The 19,589-nt window shown below is 66.6% G+C and carries 20 protein-coding genes; 17 read left to right on the top strand and 3 right to left on the bottom strand.

From position 1 onward, the window contains the following. Window positions 1-150: 150 nt before the first annotated feature. Window positions 151-564: a nucleoside diphosphate kinase regulator gene (gene rnk, locus Q358_RS0111550; protein WP_043488206.1), complete on the top strand. Its 414-nt coding sequence runs from the start codon at window positions 151-153 to the stop codon at window positions 562-564. Between the two features lie 10 nt (window positions 565-574). Beyond that, window positions 575-1,195 (top strand): LysE family translocator, encoded by a 621-nt coding sequence (locus tag Q358_RS0111545; RefSeq protein ID WP_027962153.1) that lies wholly within the window; start codon window positions 575-577, stop codon window positions 1,193-1,195. A gap of 4 nt (window positions 1,196-1,199) precedes the next feature. Here the strand turns inward: Q358_RS0111545 and Q358_RS0111540 are convergent, their stop codons facing one another. Beyond that, window positions 1,200-2,852: an acyl-CoA dehydrogenase family protein gene (locus Q358_RS0111540; protein WP_027962152.1), complete on the bottom strand. Its 1,653-nt coding sequence runs from the start codon at window positions 2,850-2,852 to the stop codon at window positions 1,200-1,202. Window positions 2,853-2,963: 111 nt separating this feature from the next. On the opposite strand from Q358_RS0111540, the gene Q358_RS17340 reads away from it, so the two are divergent. Next, window positions 2,964-3,500, top strand: coding sequence for an NUDIX hydrolase (locus Q358_RS17340; protein ID WP_051530348.1), 537 nt, complete (start codon window positions 2,964-2,966; stop codon window positions 3,498-3,500). 148 nt (window positions 3,501-3,648) lie between these two features. After that, window positions 3,649-4,134 (top strand): glutathione peroxidase, encoded by a 486-nt coding sequence (locus tag Q358_RS0111525; protein WP_027962151.1) that lies wholly within the window; start codon window positions 3,649-3,651, stop codon window positions 4,132-4,134. 20 nt (window positions 4,135-4,154) lie between these two features. Here the strand turns inward: Q358_RS0111525 and Q358_RS0111520 are convergent, their stop codons facing one another. Next, complete coding sequence (locus tag Q358_RS0111520) at window positions 4,155-4,544, bottom strand: DUF7079 family protein (RefSeq protein ID WP_027962150.1); 390 nt, start codon at window positions 4,542-4,544, stop codon at window positions 4,155-4,157. Between the two features lie 173 nt (window positions 4,545-4,717). Between Q358_RS0111520 and fabV the strand changes: the two genes are divergently transcribed. The 3 genes from fabV to Q358_RS0111505 all read left to right on the top strand — a co-directional run bounded on the left by fabV (window position 4,718) and on the right by Q358_RS0111505 (window position 7,245). Beyond that, the gene (gene fabV / locus Q358_RS0111515) at window positions 4,718-5,944 is read left to right on the top strand and encodes an enoyl-ACP reductase FabV (RefSeq protein WP_027962149.1); all 1,227 of its coding nucleotides are present in this window, start codon (window positions 4,718-4,720) and stop codon (window positions 5,942-5,944) included. 53 nt (window positions 5,945-5,997) lie between these two features. Beyond that, the gene (locus tag Q358_RS0111510; RefSeq protein ID WP_027962148.1) at window positions 5,998-6,207 is read left to right on the top strand and encodes a hypothetical protein; all 210 of its coding nucleotides are present in this window, start codon (window positions 5,998-6,000) and stop codon (window positions 6,205-6,207) included. An 81-nt stretch (window positions 6,208-6,288) separates the two neighbouring features. Continuing rightward, on the top strand, window positions 6,289-7,245 hold the full coding sequence (locus Q358_RS0111505; protein ID WP_211248332.1) for a GlxA family transcriptional regulator: 957 nt from the start codon (window positions 6,289-6,291) through the stop codon (window positions 7,243-7,245). Here the strand turns inward: Q358_RS0111505 and Q358_RS0111500 are convergent, their stop codons facing one another. Beyond that, complete coding sequence (locus tag Q358_RS0111500; RefSeq protein ID WP_027962146.1) at window positions 7,246-7,863, bottom strand: class I SAM-dependent methyltransferase; 618 nt, start codon at window positions 7,861-7,863, stop codon at window positions 7,246-7,248. A 209-nt stretch (window positions 7,864-8,072) separates the two neighbouring features. Here Q358_RS0111500 and Q358_RS17335 point away from each other — a divergent pair, with 209 nt between their 5' ends. The 10 genes from Q358_RS17335 to Q358_RS0111450 form a co-directional block, all read left to right on the top strand. After that, the gene (locus Q358_RS17335) at window positions 8,073-10,028 is read left to right on the top strand and encodes a TonB-dependent receptor domain-containing protein (protein WP_156940909.1); all 1,956 of its coding nucleotides are present in this window, start codon (window positions 8,073-8,075) and stop codon (window positions 10,026-10,028) included. Window positions 10,029-10,355: 327 nt separating this feature from the next. Continuing rightward, complete coding sequence (locus tag Q358_RS0111490; RefSeq protein WP_027962145.1) at window positions 10,356-11,570, top strand: aspartate aminotransferase family protein; 1,215 nt, start codon at window positions 10,356-10,358, stop codon at window positions 11,568-11,570. A gap of 20 nt (window positions 11,571-11,590) precedes the next feature. Next, the gene (locus Q358_RS0111485; protein ID WP_027962144.1) at window positions 11,591-12,679 is read left to right on the top strand and encodes an arginine N-succinyltransferase; all 1,089 of its coding nucleotides are present in this window, start codon (window positions 11,591-11,593) and stop codon (window positions 12,677-12,679) included. Beyond that, a complete protein-coding gene (gene astA, locus Q358_RS0111480) occupies window positions 12,679-13,728 on the top strand; it encodes an arginine N-succinyltransferase (RefSeq protein ID WP_027962143.1) in 1,050 nt (349 codons plus the stop codon). Before Q358_RS0111485 ends, astA begins: the two co-directional genes overlap by 1 nt. Next, on the top strand, window positions 13,725-15,194 hold the full coding sequence (gene astD / locus Q358_RS0111475; protein WP_027962142.1) for a succinylglutamate-semialdehyde dehydrogenase: 1,470 nt from the start codon (window positions 13,725-13,727) through the stop codon (window positions 15,192-15,194). Before astA ends, astD begins: the two co-directional genes overlap by 4 nt. After that, entirely contained in the window at window positions 15,191-16,579 is a 1,389-nt protein-coding gene (astB, locus tag Q358_RS0111470) for an N-succinylarginine dihydrolase (RefSeq protein WP_245598317.1), read from the top strand. Before astD ends, astB begins: the two co-directional genes overlap by 4 nt. After that, on the top strand, window positions 16,576-17,769 hold the full coding sequence (zapE, locus tag Q358_RS0111465; protein ID WP_084286544.1) for a cell division protein ZapE: 1,194 nt from the start codon (window positions 16,576-16,578) through the stop codon (window positions 17,767-17,769). The genes astB and zapE overlap by 4 nt, the downstream gene beginning before the upstream one ends. Before the next feature lie 70 nt (window positions 17,770-17,839). Next, a complete protein-coding gene (locus Q358_RS17330; RefSeq protein WP_084286543.1) occupies window positions 17,840-18,592 on the top strand; it encodes a trimeric intracellular cation channel family protein in 753 nt (250 codons plus the stop codon). After that, on the top strand, window positions 18,589-19,281 hold the full coding sequence (locus Q358_RS17325; protein WP_051530346.1) for a DUF3541 domain-containing protein: 693 nt from the start codon (window positions 18,589-18,591) through the stop codon (window positions 19,279-19,281). The genes Q358_RS17330 and Q358_RS17325 overlap by 4 nt, the downstream gene beginning before the upstream one ends. Window positions 19,282-19,284: 3 nt before the next feature. Beyond that, the coding region (locus Q358_RS0111450) for a transposase (protein WP_156940908.1) at window positions 19,285-19,589 on the top strand (305 nt) is incomplete at its 3' end.

Raw genomic sequence — 19,589 nt, 5'->3', positions numbered from 1 at the left:
GGTTTCGCGAGTCACAGGGCTGTTGCGGCGTCGCGGGATGTCGTATGGTGGAGGTTTACAGTCCTCCGCCCACCAGTGGGTGGAGGACTGTCTTTTGTTGGATACTTCGATAAGCGTTCAAATATCGTTTATCAGCGTGCAGGAGGTGCCATGCTGTCCCGTCCCCCTATTACCATCAACCGGCTCGATGCCGACCGTCTGCAGCGCCTGATCGATGAGGCCAGCGACAAGGACCGCTTCGTGGCCGATGCGCTCGAGGATGAGCTCGAGCGCGGAGAGGTGCTGGATCCCGAGGAAATCCCCGAGGATGTGGTCAGCATGAACAGCCGCGTTCAGTTTACCGATCTCAAGCGCGGCCGCCAGATGACGCGCACCCTGGTCTACCCTCATTCGCTCGGGGAGGTGGAGGAGGCCATCTCGGTCATGGCCCCGGTGGGTGCAGGCCTGATCGGTCAGCGAGTCGGCGATACCATCGACTGGCCGCTGCCGGACGGTGGGCAGGTTCATCTGCAGGTGGATGCCGTGCTGTGGCAACCGGAGCGTGAGAAGCAGTACCACCGCTGAGGACTCCGGCATGCCTTTCTCCCTGTGGCTATCCCTGGCGGCGGTGTGTGCCCTGGGCGCCATGTCGCCCGGGCCCAGCCTGGCCATGGTGCTGCGCCATACTCTGGGCGGGGGTCGTGCCCCGGGTGTCGTCGCGGGGCTCTCCCATGCCCTGGGCGTCGGCTTCTACGCCCTGCTCACGGTATGGGGGCTGGGAGCGCTGATCGTGCGTCAGCCTCTGCTGTTTCAGGTCATTACCTGGGGTGGGGCAGCTTACCTGGCCTGGCTGGGCATCCGTGCGCTGCGTGCCGGGCGCGGTGGCTCCCTGGATGCCGGAGGCGTGTCCACCACTCGCCGCCAGGCGGCGCGAGATGGCGTGCTGGTCGCGCTGGGCAACCCCAAGCTGATCCTGTTCTTTATCGCCCTGCTCAGTCAGTTCATCACCGCCGACATGAGCCTGGTGGCCCAGGGCGTGATCGTGCTTACCGCCATGTTGATCGATGCCGGCTGGTATGTGCTGGTGGCCCTGGGGCTCTCGCATTCGCGGGTACTGCCCTGGCTGCGGGCGCGTGCCCACTGGGTCAACCGCGCTACCGGAGTGCTGTTGCTGGCACTGGCGGCAAGGGTGGTTGCCGGCCCCGTGCTGGGCTGATGGGCTAGCCCGGCAGGCGCGCCAGTATCTCCTCGACCGGAGCCCCGGTGGGAAGCACGCCATAGGCCGGCCCGGCTTCCACCCCCAGGCGGGTTCGACAGAAGGTTTCACCCACGGCGTTCGGTGCATGGCGCAGCAACAGTGCCCCCTGCAGGCACTGGGCCAGGCGTTGAACGAGCCAGCGTGCCCGCTGTTCCAGCGCCTCGGGTGAGGCTTCGAGCAGCCGTTCCAGGTCGCTCAGGGCGGTATCCATTTCCCGTAGCCGGCCGCGAACCGGTGCCAGTTCCTGCCACAGCGCCTCCAGTGCCTCGGGATGGCGTGCCAGTGCCCGCAGCACGTCCAGGCAGATAACGTTGCCCGAACCCTCCCAGATCGAGTTGACCGGCGCCTCGCGATAGAGCCGTGCCAGTGGGGCCTCCTCCACGTAGCCGATGCCCCCCAGGCATTCCATGGCCTCGGCCATGAATCCGGGGCCGCGCTTGTTGTGCCAGTACTTGGCCAGTGCCGGCAGCAGTCGGGCCAGGGCGAACTCGGCGGCATCGCCTCGGGCCGCGCCATCGAAGGCGCGGGCGGTGCGAAACGCGAGCGCCACCCCGGCCTCTACTTCCAGTGCCAGATCGGCCATCACCATTCGCATCAGCGGCTGCTCGGCCAGGGCCCGCCCGAAGGCGTGGCGCCCCTGGGCATGGCGCCACGCCTGGACAAGGGCCTGGCGCATCATGCCCACCGGAGCAGTGGCGGCATCCAGGCGCGTCTGCTGCACCATCTCGAGGAGGGTGGCGATGCCGCGGCCGGGTGGGCCGAGGGGTTCTGCCCAGGCGCCGCGGTACTCGATCTCCGCGGAGGCATTGGCACGGTTGCCGCACTTGTCCTTGAGTCGTTGCAATTCCATGGCGTTGCGCCGGCCATCGGGGGCGAAGCGTGGCACCAGGAAACACCCCAGCCCCGCTTCGGTCTGGGCCAGTGTCAGGAAGGCGTCGGACATGGGGGCGCTGCAGAACCACTTGTGGCCGGTGAGTCGCCAGCCATCGTCGGTGGGCTCGGCTCGCGTGGCGTTGCTCCTGACGTCGCTGCCGCCCTGCTTTTCCGTCATGGCCATGCCGAAGGTGAGCCCCCGTTTCCGGCTCGCGGGCAGGGCTCGTGGGTCGTAGTCACTGGCCAGCAAGCCGGGGGCCCAGCGGGCCTCTACGCCGGCGGACTGGCGTAGCACCGGCATGGCGGCATGGGTCATGGTCACCGGGCAGCAGAATCCCGGTTCGGCCTGGGTCAGCAGGTAGAGGGCGGCAATATGGGCCTGGTGGCCGCCGCAGCCCTCCTGTTGCCAGGCCACCGAGTGCCATCCCCCTTCTATCGCCAGGCGCATCAGCTGGTGATAGGCGGGGTGATAGCACACCTCGTCCAGGCGTTGGCCGTGGCGGTCGAAGAGTCGCAGTTCCGGCGGGTGGCGATTGGCGAGGTCGCCCAGCGCCTGGATGCTTTCGCTGCCGACGTCCCGGCCCAGCGGCGCCAGGAGTTCGGTCACCCAGGCCGGCGCCTCCCGGTCCAGGGCCTCGCGCAGGGGAAGGTCCTCGGCCAGGAGGTCGCCGTCGCCGCTGGGGCCCGGCTGGTTGGTTACCTCATGGGTGGCCAGATGGGTGCGGGGGGCATGATCGGGCATGGCGGGTCTCCGCTGGGTGCCTTGTCTGAGCATGGAAGGCGCGGCGCTCGCGGTCAACGTGACGCCACGCCCGCGACTGGTTAGGCTTGGACTTTTCTCGGGGAGACGTCCATGACCGACGACACGCGCTTGCCGGCGCCGCATGTTGCCCGCGAGCGCATTCAGCTGGTGGATTCCCGCAATCGCCCATGCGGCAGCGCATGGCGGGCGGAGATGCGTCGTTTCCGCTTCTGGCACCGCGCCACCTATGTGGTGGTGTGCAACGCCCGGGGCGAGCTCTGTGTCCAGCGTCGTACCCTGACCAAGGAGGTCTTTCCCGGTGGGCTCGACCTGGCCGCCGGTGGCGTGGTGGGGGCCGGCGAGGCGGTGCACCTCGCGGCCCGCCGTGAGCTCGAGGAGGAGCTGGGTATCCGTGTCAGGACACTGATGCCGGCGGGTGGCTTCGTGCATGCCCGAGGTGGCAACCATATCTTCGCCAGTCTCTACCTGGTCCAGCATGATGGCCCCCTGGCGCTTCAGGCCGAGGAGGTGGCCGATGCCTTCTGGCTGCCGCCGGCCGAGGCGCTGGCTCAGGAGGGGGTGACACCCGACACCCGCCAGGCCGTGGAGGTGTTACGCGACAGGGGGATGCTGAAGATCACCTCGTGAGCCGGCCTGTCAGGCTCCAGGCACAGGAGGAGGCCGTGATGGTCGTCCGTGAGAGCATGAGGGGCCGATACGAGTGGCGGGTCGGCCAGGGTGGCACTGTCGCGGACGGCATGGCATCGTGAGAGATATCGACCATCAAGGCCCGAGAATGACTATTCACGATCAACAGTGCTATACCGCCGAGGGTGAGTCGTTCAACTTCGGCGCCCTACGCGGCCGGGTGCTGCTTATCGTCAATGTCGCCAGCCGCTGTGGTTTCACGCCCCAGCTGCGCGAGCTGGAACGCCTCTATCGCCGTTATCGCCAGCATGGCTTCATGGTGATCGGCTTTCCCTGTAACCAGTTTGGTCGCCAGTCACCGGAGTCGGCACGGGATTTCTGCACCCTGAGTGCTCGCGACTACCAGGTCAGCTTTCCCCTGATGGAGAAGGTCAGGGTCAACGGTCGTGACACCCATCCGCTGTTCATCGAGCTCAAGCGCCAGGCGCCGGGGCTGCTGGGAACCGGCGTGATCAAATGGAACTTCACCAAGTTCCTGGTGGGGCGCGATGGCCGGGTGATTCGCCGCTTCTCGCCCCGCGACGGCGAGGACGCATTGAGAATCGCGATAGAGCCGGCCCTGGATGAGGTATAGAGGAAGGGGGCGTCGAGTCATCATGGGGGGGCTTCGCCGCGTTGCACCATCAGGCGGCCGATGAGCTCGTTCCAGCGATGCCGGGTCATCATGGTCGTCAGCCCCGAGAAGAGCGCCCAGCTCTTGCGTCGCCACCCCTTGAGCCGCAGGTTGTGAGCCACCAGCTGCTGCATCAGCGCATAGTCGTCGAAGCGTCGCCATTCGCCGACCACCGACATCTGGTGGCGCGCCAGGACCGGTGCCAGCTCGATGCGAAAGATCCATTCCAGCTCGTTGACCGTGAGGTCGTGACGCTCGATGACCTCGAGCATCTGCGCATAGTCGCGCTCGCCCGGTTCGCGCTCGAGCCATAGCGGTGCCAGCGCCAGCCACAGCTCGCCCCGTTCGTCGACCAGAGTCTGGGCATTCATCGTTCGCTCCCGGGTATCTTCGCTAGGGTAGTCATCATCAGGCTGGCATCCTGCCCTAGCTGCCGGTCGTGCTCAAGGGCGGACAGCGGCGAACCTGGCCGCTAGAATAGAGCGATTACCACTCCATGACAGGGCGGCGGCGTCCGTCCACAACACAAGCAGCGAGGTCTGACGTGATCATCAAGCCCAAGGTACGCGGTTTTATCTGCACTACCACCCACCCGGTCGGCTGCGAAAGGAATGTGCTCGAACAGATCGAGGCGACCCGTGCCCATGACCTCGGCAAGGCCCTGGGCGATGAGGAGCCGCGACCGAAGAAGGTACTGGTGATCGGTGCCTCCAGTGGCTACGGCCTGGCGGCGCGTGTCACCGCCGCCTTTGGTTATGGCGCCGATACCCTGGGCGTGTTCTTCGAGAAGCCCGGCAGCGAGAAGAAGCCGGGGACGGCCGGCTGGTACAACAGCGCCGCCTTCGACAAGTTTGCCAAGGCCGAAGGGCTCTACAGCAAGTCGATCAACGGCGATGCCTTTTCGCATGAAGCTCGCGACAAGGCCATCGAGCTGATCCAGCAGGACCTGGGCCAGGTCGACCTGGTGGTCTACTCGCTGGCCTCGCCGGTGCGCAAGTTGCCCGACAGCGGCGAACTCAAGCGCTCCAGCCTCAAGCCGATCGGCGAGACCTACCGGGCCACCGCCATCGACACCAACAAGGACGCCATCATCGAGGCCGAGGTCGAGCCGGCTACCCAGCAGGAGATCGACGATACCCGCGCGGTGATGGGCGGCGAGGACTGGGAGCTGTGGATCGACGCCCTGGATCGCGCCGGCGTGCTGGCGCCCGGCGCCCGTAGCGTGGCCTTCAGCTATATCGGTACCGAGATTACCTGGCCGATCTACTGGCACGGTGCCCTGGGCAAGGCCAAGGAAGATCTGGATCGCGCCGCCGGTGAGATCAACCAGCGGCTTGCGGCCTCCGGAGGCAGTGCCAACGTGGCGGTGCTCAAGTCTGTCGTGACCCAGGCCAGTGCCGCCATTCCGGTCATGCCGCTCTACATCGCCATGGTCTATCGGGTAATGAAGGAGAAGGCGCTGCACGAAGGCACCATCGATCAGCTCAACCGATTATTCGATGAGCGCCTCTATCTGGCCGAAGGGCAGGGCGGCAGCGCCGATACCGACGAGGCCGGTCGCCTGCGCCTGGACGACTGGGAGCTGCGCGATGATGTTCAGCAGGCCTGCAAGGAATTATGGCCTCGTGTGACCACCGAGAATCTCTTCGAGATTACCGACTATGCTGGGTACAAGCACGAGTTCCTGAAGCTGTTCGGCTTCGAGCGGGACGACGTCGACTACGATGCCGATGTGGACCCCGTGGCGGAATTCGATGTCGTAACCCTGTAAGGGCAGGGCGCCCCCGGCGTCCTGCGCATGCACACGCAGACCCGGAGGGTGCCATGGATACCCGCGAGAGCCAGACCCCGGACGAAGAGCTTCAGCACCTCAAGGAAGTGAGCGAGCCCGAGGATTTCGCAAACCCCGAGCCCGACGAGACGCAACCCGAGGCGCGTGAGCCTTCACGCGGCCTGACCTGGGTGCTGCCGCTGGTTATTGTGGTCGCGGCAGCTGTCATTGGCTTTATGCTGGTGATGGGGATAAGCGACTAGCCCGGCGCGTTCGACAGCCAGGGCTGTCCCTGGGCGGGGCTTTGGCTACAATGGACGGCCCTGCTGTTCCGAGAGCCCCGCATGCCCGATACGACAGCCACCACCATCGCTTCACCCCGGCGTCGGGTCGGCGTGGTGGTATTGCCGGGGTTCTCGCTGCTGGCCGAGGCCTGTGCCACCGAGCCGCTGGCGGTGGCCAATCGGCTGGCCGGCACCCCCCTCTATTCATTGGTGACCCTGGGGCTGGACGACCGCCCGGTCCCCAGTGGTTCTCATCAGGTGCTGACCCCGGACCGGGCCATCGCCGATGACGACGCCCTCGATCTGCTGCTGGTCTGCGCCCCCTGGGGCGAGTCGCCGGAGGCGGCATTGCTTGCCTGGCTTGACCGTCTGGCCGCCCGGGGTCAGGCCCTGGCGGGTATCGGGGGAGGCGCCGAGCTGTTGGCCGGTGCCGGCCTGCTCGACGGCTATCGCGCCACGGTGCCCTGGCCCCGTTTCGAGGCGGTGGCCGCTTCCCATCCGAGGATTCGCCTCTCGCGTCAGCTGTTCGAGATCGACCGCGACCGCCTGACCTGCGGCGGCGGTACGGCGGCCATGGACATGATGATGACCCTGATTGCCAGCCACCATGGCAGCGAGCTTGCCGAGGAGGTCTCGGCCCACTTCGTGCTGGAGCGCGTGCGCATGGCCGACGAGCCTCAACCCTCGACGCCATTGGCGGGTGCGCCCCAGAGCCTGGTCGACGGCGTGGCGCTGATGGAGGCCAATATCGAGGAGCCGCTGACCACCCACGAGCTGGCAGAGCATCTGGGGGTTTCCCGGCGCCAGCTGGAGCGGCTGTTCAAGAAACACCTGAGTGCGGTTCCCAGCCGCTATTATATGGGCTTGCGGCTGAAGCGTGCCCGGCGCCTGCTGCGCGAGAGCGACCGGCCGGCGGGCGAGATCGCCCTGCAGACCGGCTTTTCCTCGGCGGCGCATTTCTCCACGGCCTACCGCAACCACTTCGGCTTGACGCCCCGCGAGGAGCGCCTGGGCTGATCAACCCGGCCTTGCCAACAGGGCGCGAATCAGCGAGCCCATCATCACCGGGGTGTCCTGTTCGATGATGAACCCCTGCGCCTCGAGCAGCGGGCGGGCCTGTCGGGTGATATCGGTGGCGATGGCCGAGGTCAGGGCATTGAGGGCTCGGCGGCCCGCGCCGGATGGGTGGTCATCGGTCTGAAACTTGTCCATGACGCAGAGCTGGCCGTCTCCCTTCAGCACCCGGCGGGCCTCGGCCAGGCCCTGAGCCGGGTCGGGCATCACCGCCAGGATCAGGTGCATCACCACCACGTCGAAATGATCGTCGGGATAGTCGAGGCATTCGGCGTCCATCACCCGAGCCTGTACGTCCATGCCCAGCGCCTCGGCGCGATGCTCCAGGCGTCTGACCATGGCCGGTGACAGGTCGCTGGCATGCAGTTCGACGTCCCGGGGCAGGAAGGGCAGGTCCAGCCCGGTACCGGCGCCGACCAGCAGCGCCCGCATGCCGGGGCGCCAGATCACCTGTTCCACGGCTCGGCGGCGCGCCTCGCGAAAGGCGCGCTCGGCCACCAGGTCGTAGGCCGGCGCATAGAGGTTGTAGCGCAGCCGATTCCAGCCGGTGTTATTGAACATCGTCCTGACTCCCGTCGCCTGTCTGTAGCGCATCATGCGCCTGGCATGCTCGCCTGGGAAGGCGACCATCGAGGGGGTACGGAAGTTCCGGAGCGGCGCCGAGGCGACGCCAGGGGTGACACAGGGCATACAAAAAAAGTTGCATGTTTTGAGTAAGAATTATTATCATAAGGTAATGAATTCGATAATCATTGCTTAAGGAGCCCTGTGTGAATCCTCGTCTACATCCATTGAAAGCGGCAATGCTGACGGCCAGCGCCATGTCGCTGGGGCTTGCGAATCAGGTCATGGCCAATGAGCTCGATACGATCGTCGTTACCGGAGAGCGGCTCGGGGATGAAGTGGTCATTACCGACCAGGACATCGCGCAGCGCCAGGCACGCGATCTGGAAGACCTCTTTCGTGGCGAGCCGAGCGTCGATGTGGGTGGGGGCGTTGCCATCGGGCAGAAGGTGTATGTAAGGGGCCTGGAAGATACCAACTTGAACGTCACGGTGGATGGTGCCCGTCAGGGGGGCTACCTGTTCCATCACACGGGGCGCCTGACCATCGACCCGGCCCTGCTCAAGCGTGCCGAAGTGGATACGGGACCGGCGACGGCCGATGATGGCCCGGGGGCGCTGGGGGGCAGTGTGCGCTTCGAGACCAAGGACGCTCAGGACCTTCTCAAGCCCGGCCAGGATCTGGGCGCACGGGTTTCCGTCGGTACCGAAAGCGCGGCGGACGCTTTCAGCGGCACTACCGCCGTCTATGGTCGTCTGGGCGAGAACCTGGGGCTGCTGGGGTATGTCAGTGGCCGCAACAGCGATGACTATGAGGCCGGCGATGATGACGTACAGCCGCAAACGGCCGGTCAACAGCGGGGTTACCTGCTCAAGATGTCCCTGCTGGACGTCAACGACCAGGACCTGCGATTGAGTGCCGAGCGCACCACGGATCATGGTAGCTACTTCACGCGCCCCCATATGCCGAGTTTCAGCAGCCAGGAGGCGACCTACCAGGAGATGGAGCGCGAGACCTTTACGCTCAACCATGCCTGGCATCCGAGCAATGAGCTGATCGATACCCGGGCCACCCTGTATCACACGACCCAGGAGCTGGATCGCGTCGAAAGTGGCAGCGAGAGCCGCTCCACGGATATTGGCGGTGATGTTCGCAATACCTTCCATCTCGACACGGGGCCGGTGTCCCACCGGCTGACGGCGGGGATGGACTATTACGAACAGGAAACTCGCCGCACCAACGAAGGGGCATCGGCTGGGCCCAACGATGAAGATACCTCGCGCAATCTGGGCGCCTACGTCCAGAATCGCATGAGCCTCGGCGCCTGGGAGCTGTCCGTCGGCGCGCGCCTGGACGACTACAAGACCGAGTACGGCCAAGCGGACAGCGTCAGTAGCAGCGAGGTTTCGCCCAACGCGCGGCTGAGTGTGGACGCCACCGACAACCTCACCCTGCATGCCGGCTATGGAGAGGCCGTGCGCGGCGCCAAGGCGCGTGAAGTCATCCTGATCGGCGACGACGTGACCATCGCGGATGGCCTCGAGCCCGAGCGTTCCCGTCAGCGCGAGATCGGCCTCGATTGGCACCAGCGGGATGCGCTGACCCAGGGCGACCGCCTCGGCTTCGCGCTGACCGGCTTCGATACCGATATCGAGAACTATCAGGCCTATGATCGCCGCAGCGATCCCGCCGTGCTTTACAACCTGGATGGCGAAGTCGAGAGCCGTGGCTATGAGGCCAGCCTTGACTGGGGGGTGGGTGGCTATGACACTCGCCTGGGCTACGCCAAGACCGTCATGAAGAACAGCGAAGGCAACCCGTTGGGCGATGAGATGGGCATCGGTGCCTCTACCGGCGACAAGTGGACCTGGGATCACCAGTACCGCTTGCCGAACCGCGATATCACCCTGGGGTATACCCTCAATGCGGTGGAGCGCCTGGAGCGCGTCGCGGAAGGAGACGAGGAAAAGCCGGGATACGTGACCCACGATATCCGCGCGCAGTGGACGCCGGCAGCCAATGAGAACCTGACGCTGACGCTGGCGGTGAACAATGTGTTCGACAAGCAATACAGCGATCACAGCAGCTTCCTGCTCAGCAGCGGCAGCAGCGTGATGGAGCCGGGCCGCGATATCCGGCTGGGCGCCAACTATGTTTTTTAACCCTGTGTTTTCTAACCCTGAGCTTTCTAGCCCAGTGTCTTCTCATTCCATGTTCCATGCCTTCTGACTTTTCGCCAGTGGTCGCACGACCACTGGCGGGCTGAGGCCGGCGCTCGACGGTTCGTCTCGCCAGTCCCGTGTATCGATCGTGACATCCTGCCCCGGCCTTGCCGGGGCTTTTTTTCGTGGTGCGCCAGGCATGGCGCGCCGCGGGGAGCTTTTACACAACTCGGCGTCCCATCGGTGAAAGCGGCGGGGCGTTCCGCTCTCTATACTCGAGGGTCGGCGCATTCTCGATGCGCCTTCCCGACTTCACAGGAGGATGTCATGAGCCAGACCCCGACCCGCGCCGATTTCGAACACTATATGGTGCCGAACTATGCCCCTCAGCAGGTCATTCCGGTGCGCGGCGAGGGCAGCCGACTGTGGGACCAGCAAGGCCGTGAGTACATCGACTTCGCCGGGGGGATCGCCGTCAATGGGCTGGGGCATTGCCACCCGGTGCTGGTCGAGACCCTGAAGGAGCAGGCCGACCGGCTCTGGCATCTCTCCAACGTCTATACCAACGAGCCTGCCCTCAAGCTGGCGCGGACCCTGGTGGAGCGCACCTTCGCCGACAAGGTGTATCTGTGCTCTTCCGGTGGCGAGGCCAACGAGGCGGCGCTCAAGCTGGCGCGTCGCTGGGCCTTCGACCAGGCGGGTGAACACAAGCACCGCATCGTCTCCTTCTCCCAGGCCTTTCACGGGCGGACCTTCTTTACCGTCAGCGTGGGCGGCCAGCCCAAGTACGCCGAGGGATTCGGTCCGGTGCCCGGCGGCATCGTCCACGGCGAGTACAACAACCTCGACAGCGTGCGTGACCTGATCAACGACGACACCTGTGCCGTCATGGTGGAGCCGATGCAGGGTGAGGGCGGCGTGCTGCCCGGCCAGCGGGAATTCCTGCAGGGGCTGCGCGACCTGTGCGATGCCCACGATGCCCTGCTGATCTTCGATGAGGTACAGACCGGCGTAGGCCGCACCGGGTCGCTCTACGCCTATCAACAGCTCGGCGTGACCCCGGACATCCTGACCAGCGCCAAGGCGCTGGGCGGCGGCTTCCCGGTGGGGGCGATGCTGGCCACCGACCGCGTCGCCTCGGCCTTCACCATGGGCACCCACGGCTCCACCTATGGCGGCAACCCGCTGGCCTCGGCGGTGGCCCTGGCGGCCATCGAATACATCGATACCCCCGAGGTGCTGGAAGGCGTCAATCGCCGCCACGACCTCTTCCGTGAACACCTGGAGGCGATCAACGCCAAGTACGGCGTGTTCCGGGAGGTGCGCGGCATGGGCCTGCTGGTCGGCGCCGAAATGAGCGAGGCATGGCGTGGCCGCGCCAAGGACATCCTGCCGTTGGCCATCGAGGAGGGCGTGATGGCCCTGGTTGCCGGGCCCAATGTGCTGCGCATGGCGCCCTCGCTGGTGATTCCCGAGGCCGATATCGCGGAGGGCATGGCGCGTCTGGAGCGTGCCGTGGCCCGCCTGGTCGACGCGCCGTGAGCGAGAGGGGAGAGGCCGCCATGCTCGTCGTGCGTCCCGTCGCGCCGGCCGATCTGCCCGCCCTGGAGCGACTGGCCGGGGTGGCCGTGCCGCGCCTTACCAATCTGCCGGCCCATCGCGACCGGCTGGAGGAGCGCATCGCGCGTTCGCGCCAGGCCTTCGCCGCGGCGGTGGAGTGTCCCGGCGACGAGCACTACACCTTCGTGCTCGAGGACCTGGCCCGCGGCGAGGTGGTGGGCACCGCCACGGTGCGGGCCCAGGCCGGCGCACAGGATGCCTATTACACCTACCGCCAGGAAACGCTGATACACGCCTCCCAGCAGCTCAATGTGCGCCGCGAGGTCCAGACCCTGGCACTCTCCCACGAAGCCTCCGAGGCGAGCCTGCTATGTGCGTACTCGCTGGTGCCGCGCTACCGCGGCACCGGCGGCGAGAGCCTGCTGCGCCGTGCCCGCCTGATGCTGATCGCCCAGTATCCCGAGCGGTTTGCCACGCTGTTGGCGATGGCCTTCCCGGGCTTTCTGGACGCAGACGGGGAGTCACCGTTCTGGAACAGCGTGGGGCGCCACTTCTTCATGCGCGACTTCGAGGAGATCAATACCCTGGCCGGGGTACGCTCGAAGAGCTTTATCGCCGAGGTGATGCCGCAGTTCCCGCTCTATCTGCCGCTGCTCACGCCCCAGGCGCGTGCCGCCATTGGCCGCGAGCACCCGGACCACGAGCCCGCCATAACGGAGATGCTGGCCGAGGGGTTCCAGCGCTCGCGCCACGTCGATATCTTCGATGCCGGGCCGGTGATCAAGGCCGAGCGGGAGCGTCTGCACAGCGTCCGCCGGGCCGCCTGGCACCCGGTGCGCATCCGCCCCGCCCATACCCTTCCCGACGCCGAACCGGCCATGATCGCCAATCAGCGCCTGGCCGACTTCCGCTGTGTGGTGGCGCGTTATGCGCTGTCGCCCACCGGCCAGTTGATGCTGTCGCCGGAGCATGCGGCGGTGCTGGGCGTGGAAGAGGGGCGTGCGGTGCTGGCGGCCCCTCTCGCGCTGCCCGGGGAAGATGGTGGCGGTGGCGAGGCACATGACCCGGGCTATGACGAGGGGGAGCTGTAATGCGTATTCGACCCATGGCCGAGGGTGACCTGGAAGAGCTGCAGGCCCTGGCCCGGGAGACCGGTGTCGGCTTTACGTCGCTGCCCGACAACCGCGATTTCCTGGCCGCCAAGATCGCCGCCACCCAGGAAACGTTTTTGGAGCGAACGCCCCCCGAGCGTCGCAACTACTTCTTCGTGCTCGAGGATGAGGTCAGTGGCCACCTGGCCGGCTGCTGTGCCATCGAGGGCGAGGTGGGGCGCGAGGTGCCCTTCTATCACTATCGCCTCGGGACCCTGGCCCACTCATCGGTGCAGCTCGACCTGCATCGCACCATCGATACCCTGTTTCTGTGCTCGGACCATACCGGCGACGCCGAAGTGGCCTCGCTGTTCCTGCGTCCCGCCTACCGGGGCGGCGACCGGCGCACCGAGCGCAACGGGGCGTTGCTCTCCATGGTGCGCTGGCTGTTCATGGCGGAGTTTCGCGATCGCTTCCCGGAGAAGGTGCTGGCGGAAATGCGTGGTGTCTTCGACGCGCAGGGCAAGAGCCCCTTCTGGTTCTGCCTGGGTAGCCACTTCTTTCCCATGGACTTCGATGAGGCCGACCGCTTGACCGGGCTGGGCCAGAAAAGCTTTATCGGCGAGCTGATGCCCAAATACCCGATCTACACGCCGTTCCTCTCCGAGGAGGCGCGGGCCTGCATCGGTCAGGTTCATGAACAGACGCGCCCGGCCCTGGCCATGCTCAAGAAGGAGGGGCTGCGCTGGGAAGGCTATATCGACATCTTCGACGGCGGCCCCACCGTGGAGGCTTATATCGATGACGTGCGGGGGGTACGCCTGTCGCGACGCTGCTCGACGGTGATTGACCCGGCTCTGGACGAGTCGCACGAGCGGCCGCGCTGGCTGGCCGCGACGACACAGATGGCTCACTTCCGAGCCGCCTGGGTGGGTCGCGGGCCCGATGCAGATGGCACCCTGCGCCTGACCCCCGACGAGGCGGCCCGCCTCGAGGTGACGGCGGGCGCCTGTCTGCGCATTCTGGATACCGAGGAGGAAGCATCATGAAGCCGACACAGGCGCTGCTGATCGGTGACCGCTGGCAAGCGGGGGCCGCCGAGCCCTTCACCAAGCACGACGGGGTTACCGGCGAACGGCTATGGCAAGGGGGCAGTGCCGGTGCCGATGACGTTACCGCCGCGGTGGCGGCGGCCCGTGAGGCCTTCCCGACTTGGGCCCGCACGTCCTTCGCCGAACGCCAGGCACTGGTGGAACGCTTTCGCGAGACCCTCGAGACCCACCGCGAGGACCTGGCCTCGGCCATTGCCCATGAGACCGGCAAGCCATTGTGGGAGGCGCGCACCGAGGTCGGCGCCATGATCGGCAAGGTGGCGATCTCGCTGCGCGCCTGTCAGGAGCGTACCGGAGAGCGCGAGCGTGATGTCGGAGAGGCACGCGCCGTGCTGCGTCATCGGCCTCATGGGGTGATGGCGGTCTTCGGGCCCTATAACTTCCCGGGGCATCTGCCCAACGGCCACATGGTGCCGGCGCTGTTGGCCGGCAACAGCGTGGTGTTCAAGCCCAGCGAGCAATCGCCGCTCACCGCCGATCTGACCCTGCAGTGCTGGCGGGAGGCGGGTCTCCCGGCCGGGGTGATCAACCTGGTACAGGGCGGGGCCGAGACCGGCCAGGCCCTGGCCGCGCATCCCGACATCGATGGCCTGCTGTTTACCGGCAGCGCCAAGGTGGGCGGTATCCTGCACCGTCAGTTCGCCGGTCAGCTGGACAAGATCCTGGCACTGGAGCTGGGCGGCAATAACCCGCTGGTGATCAAGGACGTGCCGGACCAGGACGCGGCGGTGCTGACCATCCTGCAGTCGGCCTTCCTCTCCGGTGGCCAGCGCTGCACCTGTGCACGACGCCTGATCGTGCCGGAGGGTGAGGTGGGCGACCGTCTCATCGAGGCGCTGGTGGATGCCATCTCGCGGCTGCGGGTGGCGGCCCCCTTCAGCGAACCGGCGCCCTTCTACGGCGGCCTGGTCAGCGTGGCCGCCGCCGATGGCCTGCTGGCGGCCCAGGAGGCCCTGGAGGCCCGAGGCGGCACGGTGCTGGCGCGCATGGAGCGTCTCGAGGAGGGCACCAGCCTGCTCAGCCCGGCGCTGATCGATGTCACCGGCCTGGAGGTGCCCGACGAGGAGCACTTCGGGCCGCTGTTGCGGGTCCATCGTTACCGCTCCTGGGATGAGGCGGTGGCATTGGCCAATGCCACCCGGTACGGGCTCTCCGCCGGGCTGATCGGTGGCGCGCGCGCCGACTGGGATGACTTCCTGTTGCGTATTCGGGCGGGCATCGTCAACTGGAACCGCCAGACCACCGGCGCCTCCGGGGATGCCCCCTTCGGCGGAGTAGGGGAGAGCGGCAATCATCGTCCCAGCGCCTACTATGCGGCGGACTACTGCGCCTATCCGGTGGCCTCCATGGAGAGCGCAGACCTGCACCTGCCCGACCAGCTGCCGCCGGGGGTGAGCCTGTGAACGAGAGCCTGAAGAGCGGGGCGGGCCTCACCGACTACCGTGAGGTCAACTTCGACGGCCTGGTGGGCCCTACCCACAACTATGCCGGCCTGGCGCTGGGCAATGTGGCATCGATGCGTCATGGGGGGCTGGAGGCCAATCCCCGGGAGGGGGCCCTGCAGGGGCTAGCCAAGATGAAGGCGCTGATGGACGCCGGCTACCCCCAGGGCGTGCTGCCGCCGCAGCAGCGCCCGGACCTCGGGGCCCTGCGAACGCTGGGCTTTACCGGCAGTGACGAGCGGGTGCTGGCGCGAGCCGCCGGCGAGGCGCCGCAGGTGCTGCGTGCGGTGTGCTCCGCGGCGAGCATGTGGACCGCCAATGCCGCCACCGTGACGCCCAGCCGGGATGCCCCCGATGGCCGCGTCCACTTCACCCCGGCCAACCTGCAGTCGAGCTTTCACCGCTTTCTCGAGCCCGCTACCACCGGCCGGGTACTGGCGGCGATCTTCCGCTCTCGGGAACACTTCGTCCATCACCCGGTGCTCCCCGCCACTCCCGCCTTCTCGGATGAGGGGGCGGCCAACCATACGCGCCTGGCCGGCGAGCACGGCGATGCCGGGGTGCACCTCTATGTCTACGGGCGTGAGGCCTTCGGTTGGGGCACCGAAGAGAGCCCGGCACCGCGTCGCTTCCCGGCGCGCCAGACCCTGGAGGCGAGCCAGGCGGTGGCGCGTCAGCATGGCCTGGCCGAGTCGCAGACGGTATTCGCCCAGCAGCACCCCGGGGCCATCGATGCCGGGGTCTTCCATAATGACGTCATCGCGGTGGGCAACGGCCCTGTGCTGCTCTACCACGAGATGGCCTTTCTGGACGAAGAGGGCACCCTGGAGGCCCTGCGCGAGCGCATGAGCACCCCGTTGATTCCGGTGCGCGTGCCCAGCGAGGCGTTGAGTCTCGAGGATGCCGTAGGGTCGTATCTCTTCAACTCTCAGCTGCTGACCAATGCCGATGGCTCCATGACCCTGGTGGTGCCCGGGGAGTGCCAGGAGAACGAGAGGGTCTGGCGAACCCTGCAGGACCATCTGCTGGCCGGGGCCAATCCCATCGGCGAGGTGGTGGTCAAGGATGTGAAGCAGAGCATGCGCAACGGTGGAGGCCCCGCCTGCCTGCGCCTGCGGATGGTGCTGGCGGCCGAGGAGCGTGCCGCTCTCTCCGGGCGCGTGCTGCTCGACGACGCCTTGTACGGCGAGCTTGTCGGGTGGGTGCAGCGCCACTACCGTGACCGCCTCGTGCCCGAGGACCTCGCCGACCCGGCGCTGGTCAGGGAGTCACTGACCGCCCTGGACGAGCTGAGCCGGCTGCTGGGCATCGGCAGCGTCTACGCCTTTCAGCGGGAAGGGGCGTGACGCGCCGGAAGAGACCCGAGGCATCGAGTGGCGCGCCGTCCCGTCCTCCAACCGGGGCGACCTCGCCGCTGGCCGTCTACCACCAGGCCCTTGCGCATCACGGCTTCGTTGCCGATGCCTCCCAGCGATCCGCCGCCGAGGCCCTCGAGGCCTGTTTCGACGCCGTGCATGGGCATGAAGAGGCGCAGGGCAAGCCGGCGACGGGCGTCTATCTATGGGGGCCGGTGGGGCGCGGCAAGACCTGGTTGATGGATGCCTTCCACCATGCCCTTCGGGTACCGGCCCGGCGCCAGCACTTCCATCACTTCATGCGCTGGGTGCATCGTCGCCAGTTTCAGCTCGGCGGCACGCCGAACCCCCTGCTCGCCCTGGCCCGAGAGCTGGCCGCCGAAGTGCGGGTACTCTGCCTCGATGAACTGTTCGTCAACGACATCGCCGATGCCATGCTGCTGGGCGGGCTGCTGACCGCGCTCTTCGAGCAGGGGGTCGTGCTGGTCTGCACCTCGAATCAGGCGCCTCATCAACTCTATGCCGACGGCTTCAATCGCGAACGCTTTCTGCCGGCCATTGCCGCCATGGAGCGAGAGATGCATGCCATCGACCTCGGCGAAGGGCAGGACCACCGTCTGCATCCGGGGCGTCGCCATCAGCGGTACTGGGTCGTGGCGGCCGATAGTGGCAACCGGGCCATGCCCGATGTCTTTGCAAGGCTCTGCGACGGCCAGGCGACCACCCAGGCTCCCATCGAACTTGGCCACCGTGCCATCGCGGTACTTGGGCGCAGCGGGTCGGTGGTGTGGTGCGACTACACCGAGCTCTGCGAGCAGCCCCTGGCGGCGCTGGACTTCATCGCCCTGGTCGACCGTTTCGAGCATATCCTGCTGGAGGGGGTGCCTCGCCTGAGCGATGCCCGCCCGATGGGTGGCATTGCCCGGGGAACCGAGGATGGCGTCGATCGAGTGGTGGCGGGGGATCGGGAACTGCCACCGCTGTCCCGCCGGGATGACGGCGTGCGACGCTTTATCGCCCTGGTCGATGAGTGCTACGACAGGCGCACACCGCTGTATCTGGAGGCGGCGGTGCCCATGGAGTCGCTCTATCCCCATGGGCATCTGGCCTTTCCCTTCCGGCGCACCCTCAGCCGGCTGCGGGAGATGCAGCTGGCGCGTTTCGGCACGGACACATTCTGACCCTTCCACCCGGCGGGAATTGGTCTATGCTGTGCGCCCATTCGAGGCGGCGCGGCGGAAGGAGACGGCAGTGAACGAATTGATCTACTGGCTGGATATGGCGGGGGTGGTCGTCTTTGCCCTGTCGGGTGTGGTGCTCGCCTGTCGTTCGCGCATGGATCCCTTCGGCATGCTGGTGCTGGCGGCAATGACCGGCATCGGGGGTGGCACCGTCCGCGACCTGGTGCTCGGCATAAGGCCGGTATTCTGGGTCACCGACCCCACCTACCTATGGGTGATCCTGGCCACGGTCGGGCTCTCGATTCTGGGGTTTCACTATATCCATCGCCTCTCTCGAGGCTTCATGCCGGTGGCCGACGCCTTCGGGCTGGCGCTGTTCGTGGTGATCGGCGCCCACAAGGCGCTTGAGATGGGCACATCGGGATTGGTGGCGATGCTGATGGGCGTGATGACCGGGGTGGCCGGGGGCATGATGCGCGATGTGCTGGCGCGTCGTATTCCCATGGTGCTGCGCGAGGAGATCTACGCCACCGCGGCCATCGCCGGTGGCGTCGTCTATGTCGGGCTGGATGCCCTGGGGGCACCCGGACCGGTCGCCGTTGCCTTCTCGCTGAGCGCGACCCTCGGCCTGCGCCTGGCCGCCATCCACTGGCGCCTGGCGCTGCCGACCTTCGCCTGGGTGATCATCCCGAGAACTCCTGAGCCAACGGCACCAACCGCAGAGGAGAAGCCGCCGGAGCCGCCTGCCGAGTCGCCGCGGCCCAAGGTAAGGGTTCGCATGATTCGGCCCGAGCAGTCACGGCGCAGGAAGAATCGCTCATGAGCCTGCCCAGCCTCCACGAGCGGCTGTTGTCGTGGCTTGCCCTGTGTGGGCTGGTGTTGCAGCTTTCGGCCTGTGCCGTGCAGCAGCCCGATGCCGGCCCGGACGAACACCACCGGCTGGCGGCGGAGCGACTCCGGGCGACCTATGACGCGGTGCTTCCCGAATTCTCCATCGGCAAGCGCCGCCACTACGCCCAGCGCCTCTACCGGGTGACCGGCGAGGAGCGCTATCTGCCGGCCAACCGCGAGTACATGACGCACCTGGCGGGGCGCCTCGAGGCCGAGATTGCCGAGCTGGGAGTGCCAGGGCAGGTCGAACGGCTCGGTAGAGAGGGCGTCGAGGGATACCCACGGCGCACCGAGAAGCAGCGTGCCCGGGCCAAGATGTTCACCCGGTGGGGCGAGATCGCCTATGCCAAAGGCCTGTTGTTCCGGCTGGTGCAGGCCCACTACCATGGCATGCTGGACGAGATTCCCGGCCATGAGCGGGCACTGGACTATCTGGGCGACCCGCCTTGGGCGGCGTTCCTGACCGACCCTGAAGTGCTGGGCGTCTATGCCGCCCAGGTCGCCAATCAGGTGCACTTCCTTCACCAGCTCGGTGTGATGGACCTGCGCCGGGAGGTGGAGGCCGCCTTCCGGCGGCGCTATCCCCTATCTGCCAGCGTAGTTGTCACCCAAACGGATTGAGAGGTGATCAACGTGCGTTATCCCACAGAGCGTAAGGAAGCCATCCTCAAGAAGATGGCACCGCCCATGAGCATGACCATCCCGGAATTAGCCGAGCAGGAAGGCATCACCGCGACAACCCTCTACAATTGGCGGAAACAGGCCAGAGCACGAGGACAGGTTTTGCCATCACGTTCTACCCAGCCAGATCAGTGGACCAGCCAGGAGAAGTTCCAGATCGTCCTGGAGACAGCTCCGATGAACGAGGCTGAAGTCAGCGCCTACTGCCGCGAGCGCGGGCTCTACCCCGAGCAGGTGGAGGCCTGGCG

The organism is Halomonas halodenitrificans DSM 735 (genome assembly GCF_000620045.1).
In the GTDB taxonomy this organism is placed as follows: domain Bacteria; phylum Pseudomonadota; class Gammaproteobacteria; order Pseudomonadales; family Halomonadaceae; genus Halomonas; species Halomonas halodenitrificans.
Note: the sequence above shows the minus strand (reverse complement) of the source record. Positions and strands in the feature narration are given on the sequence as shown.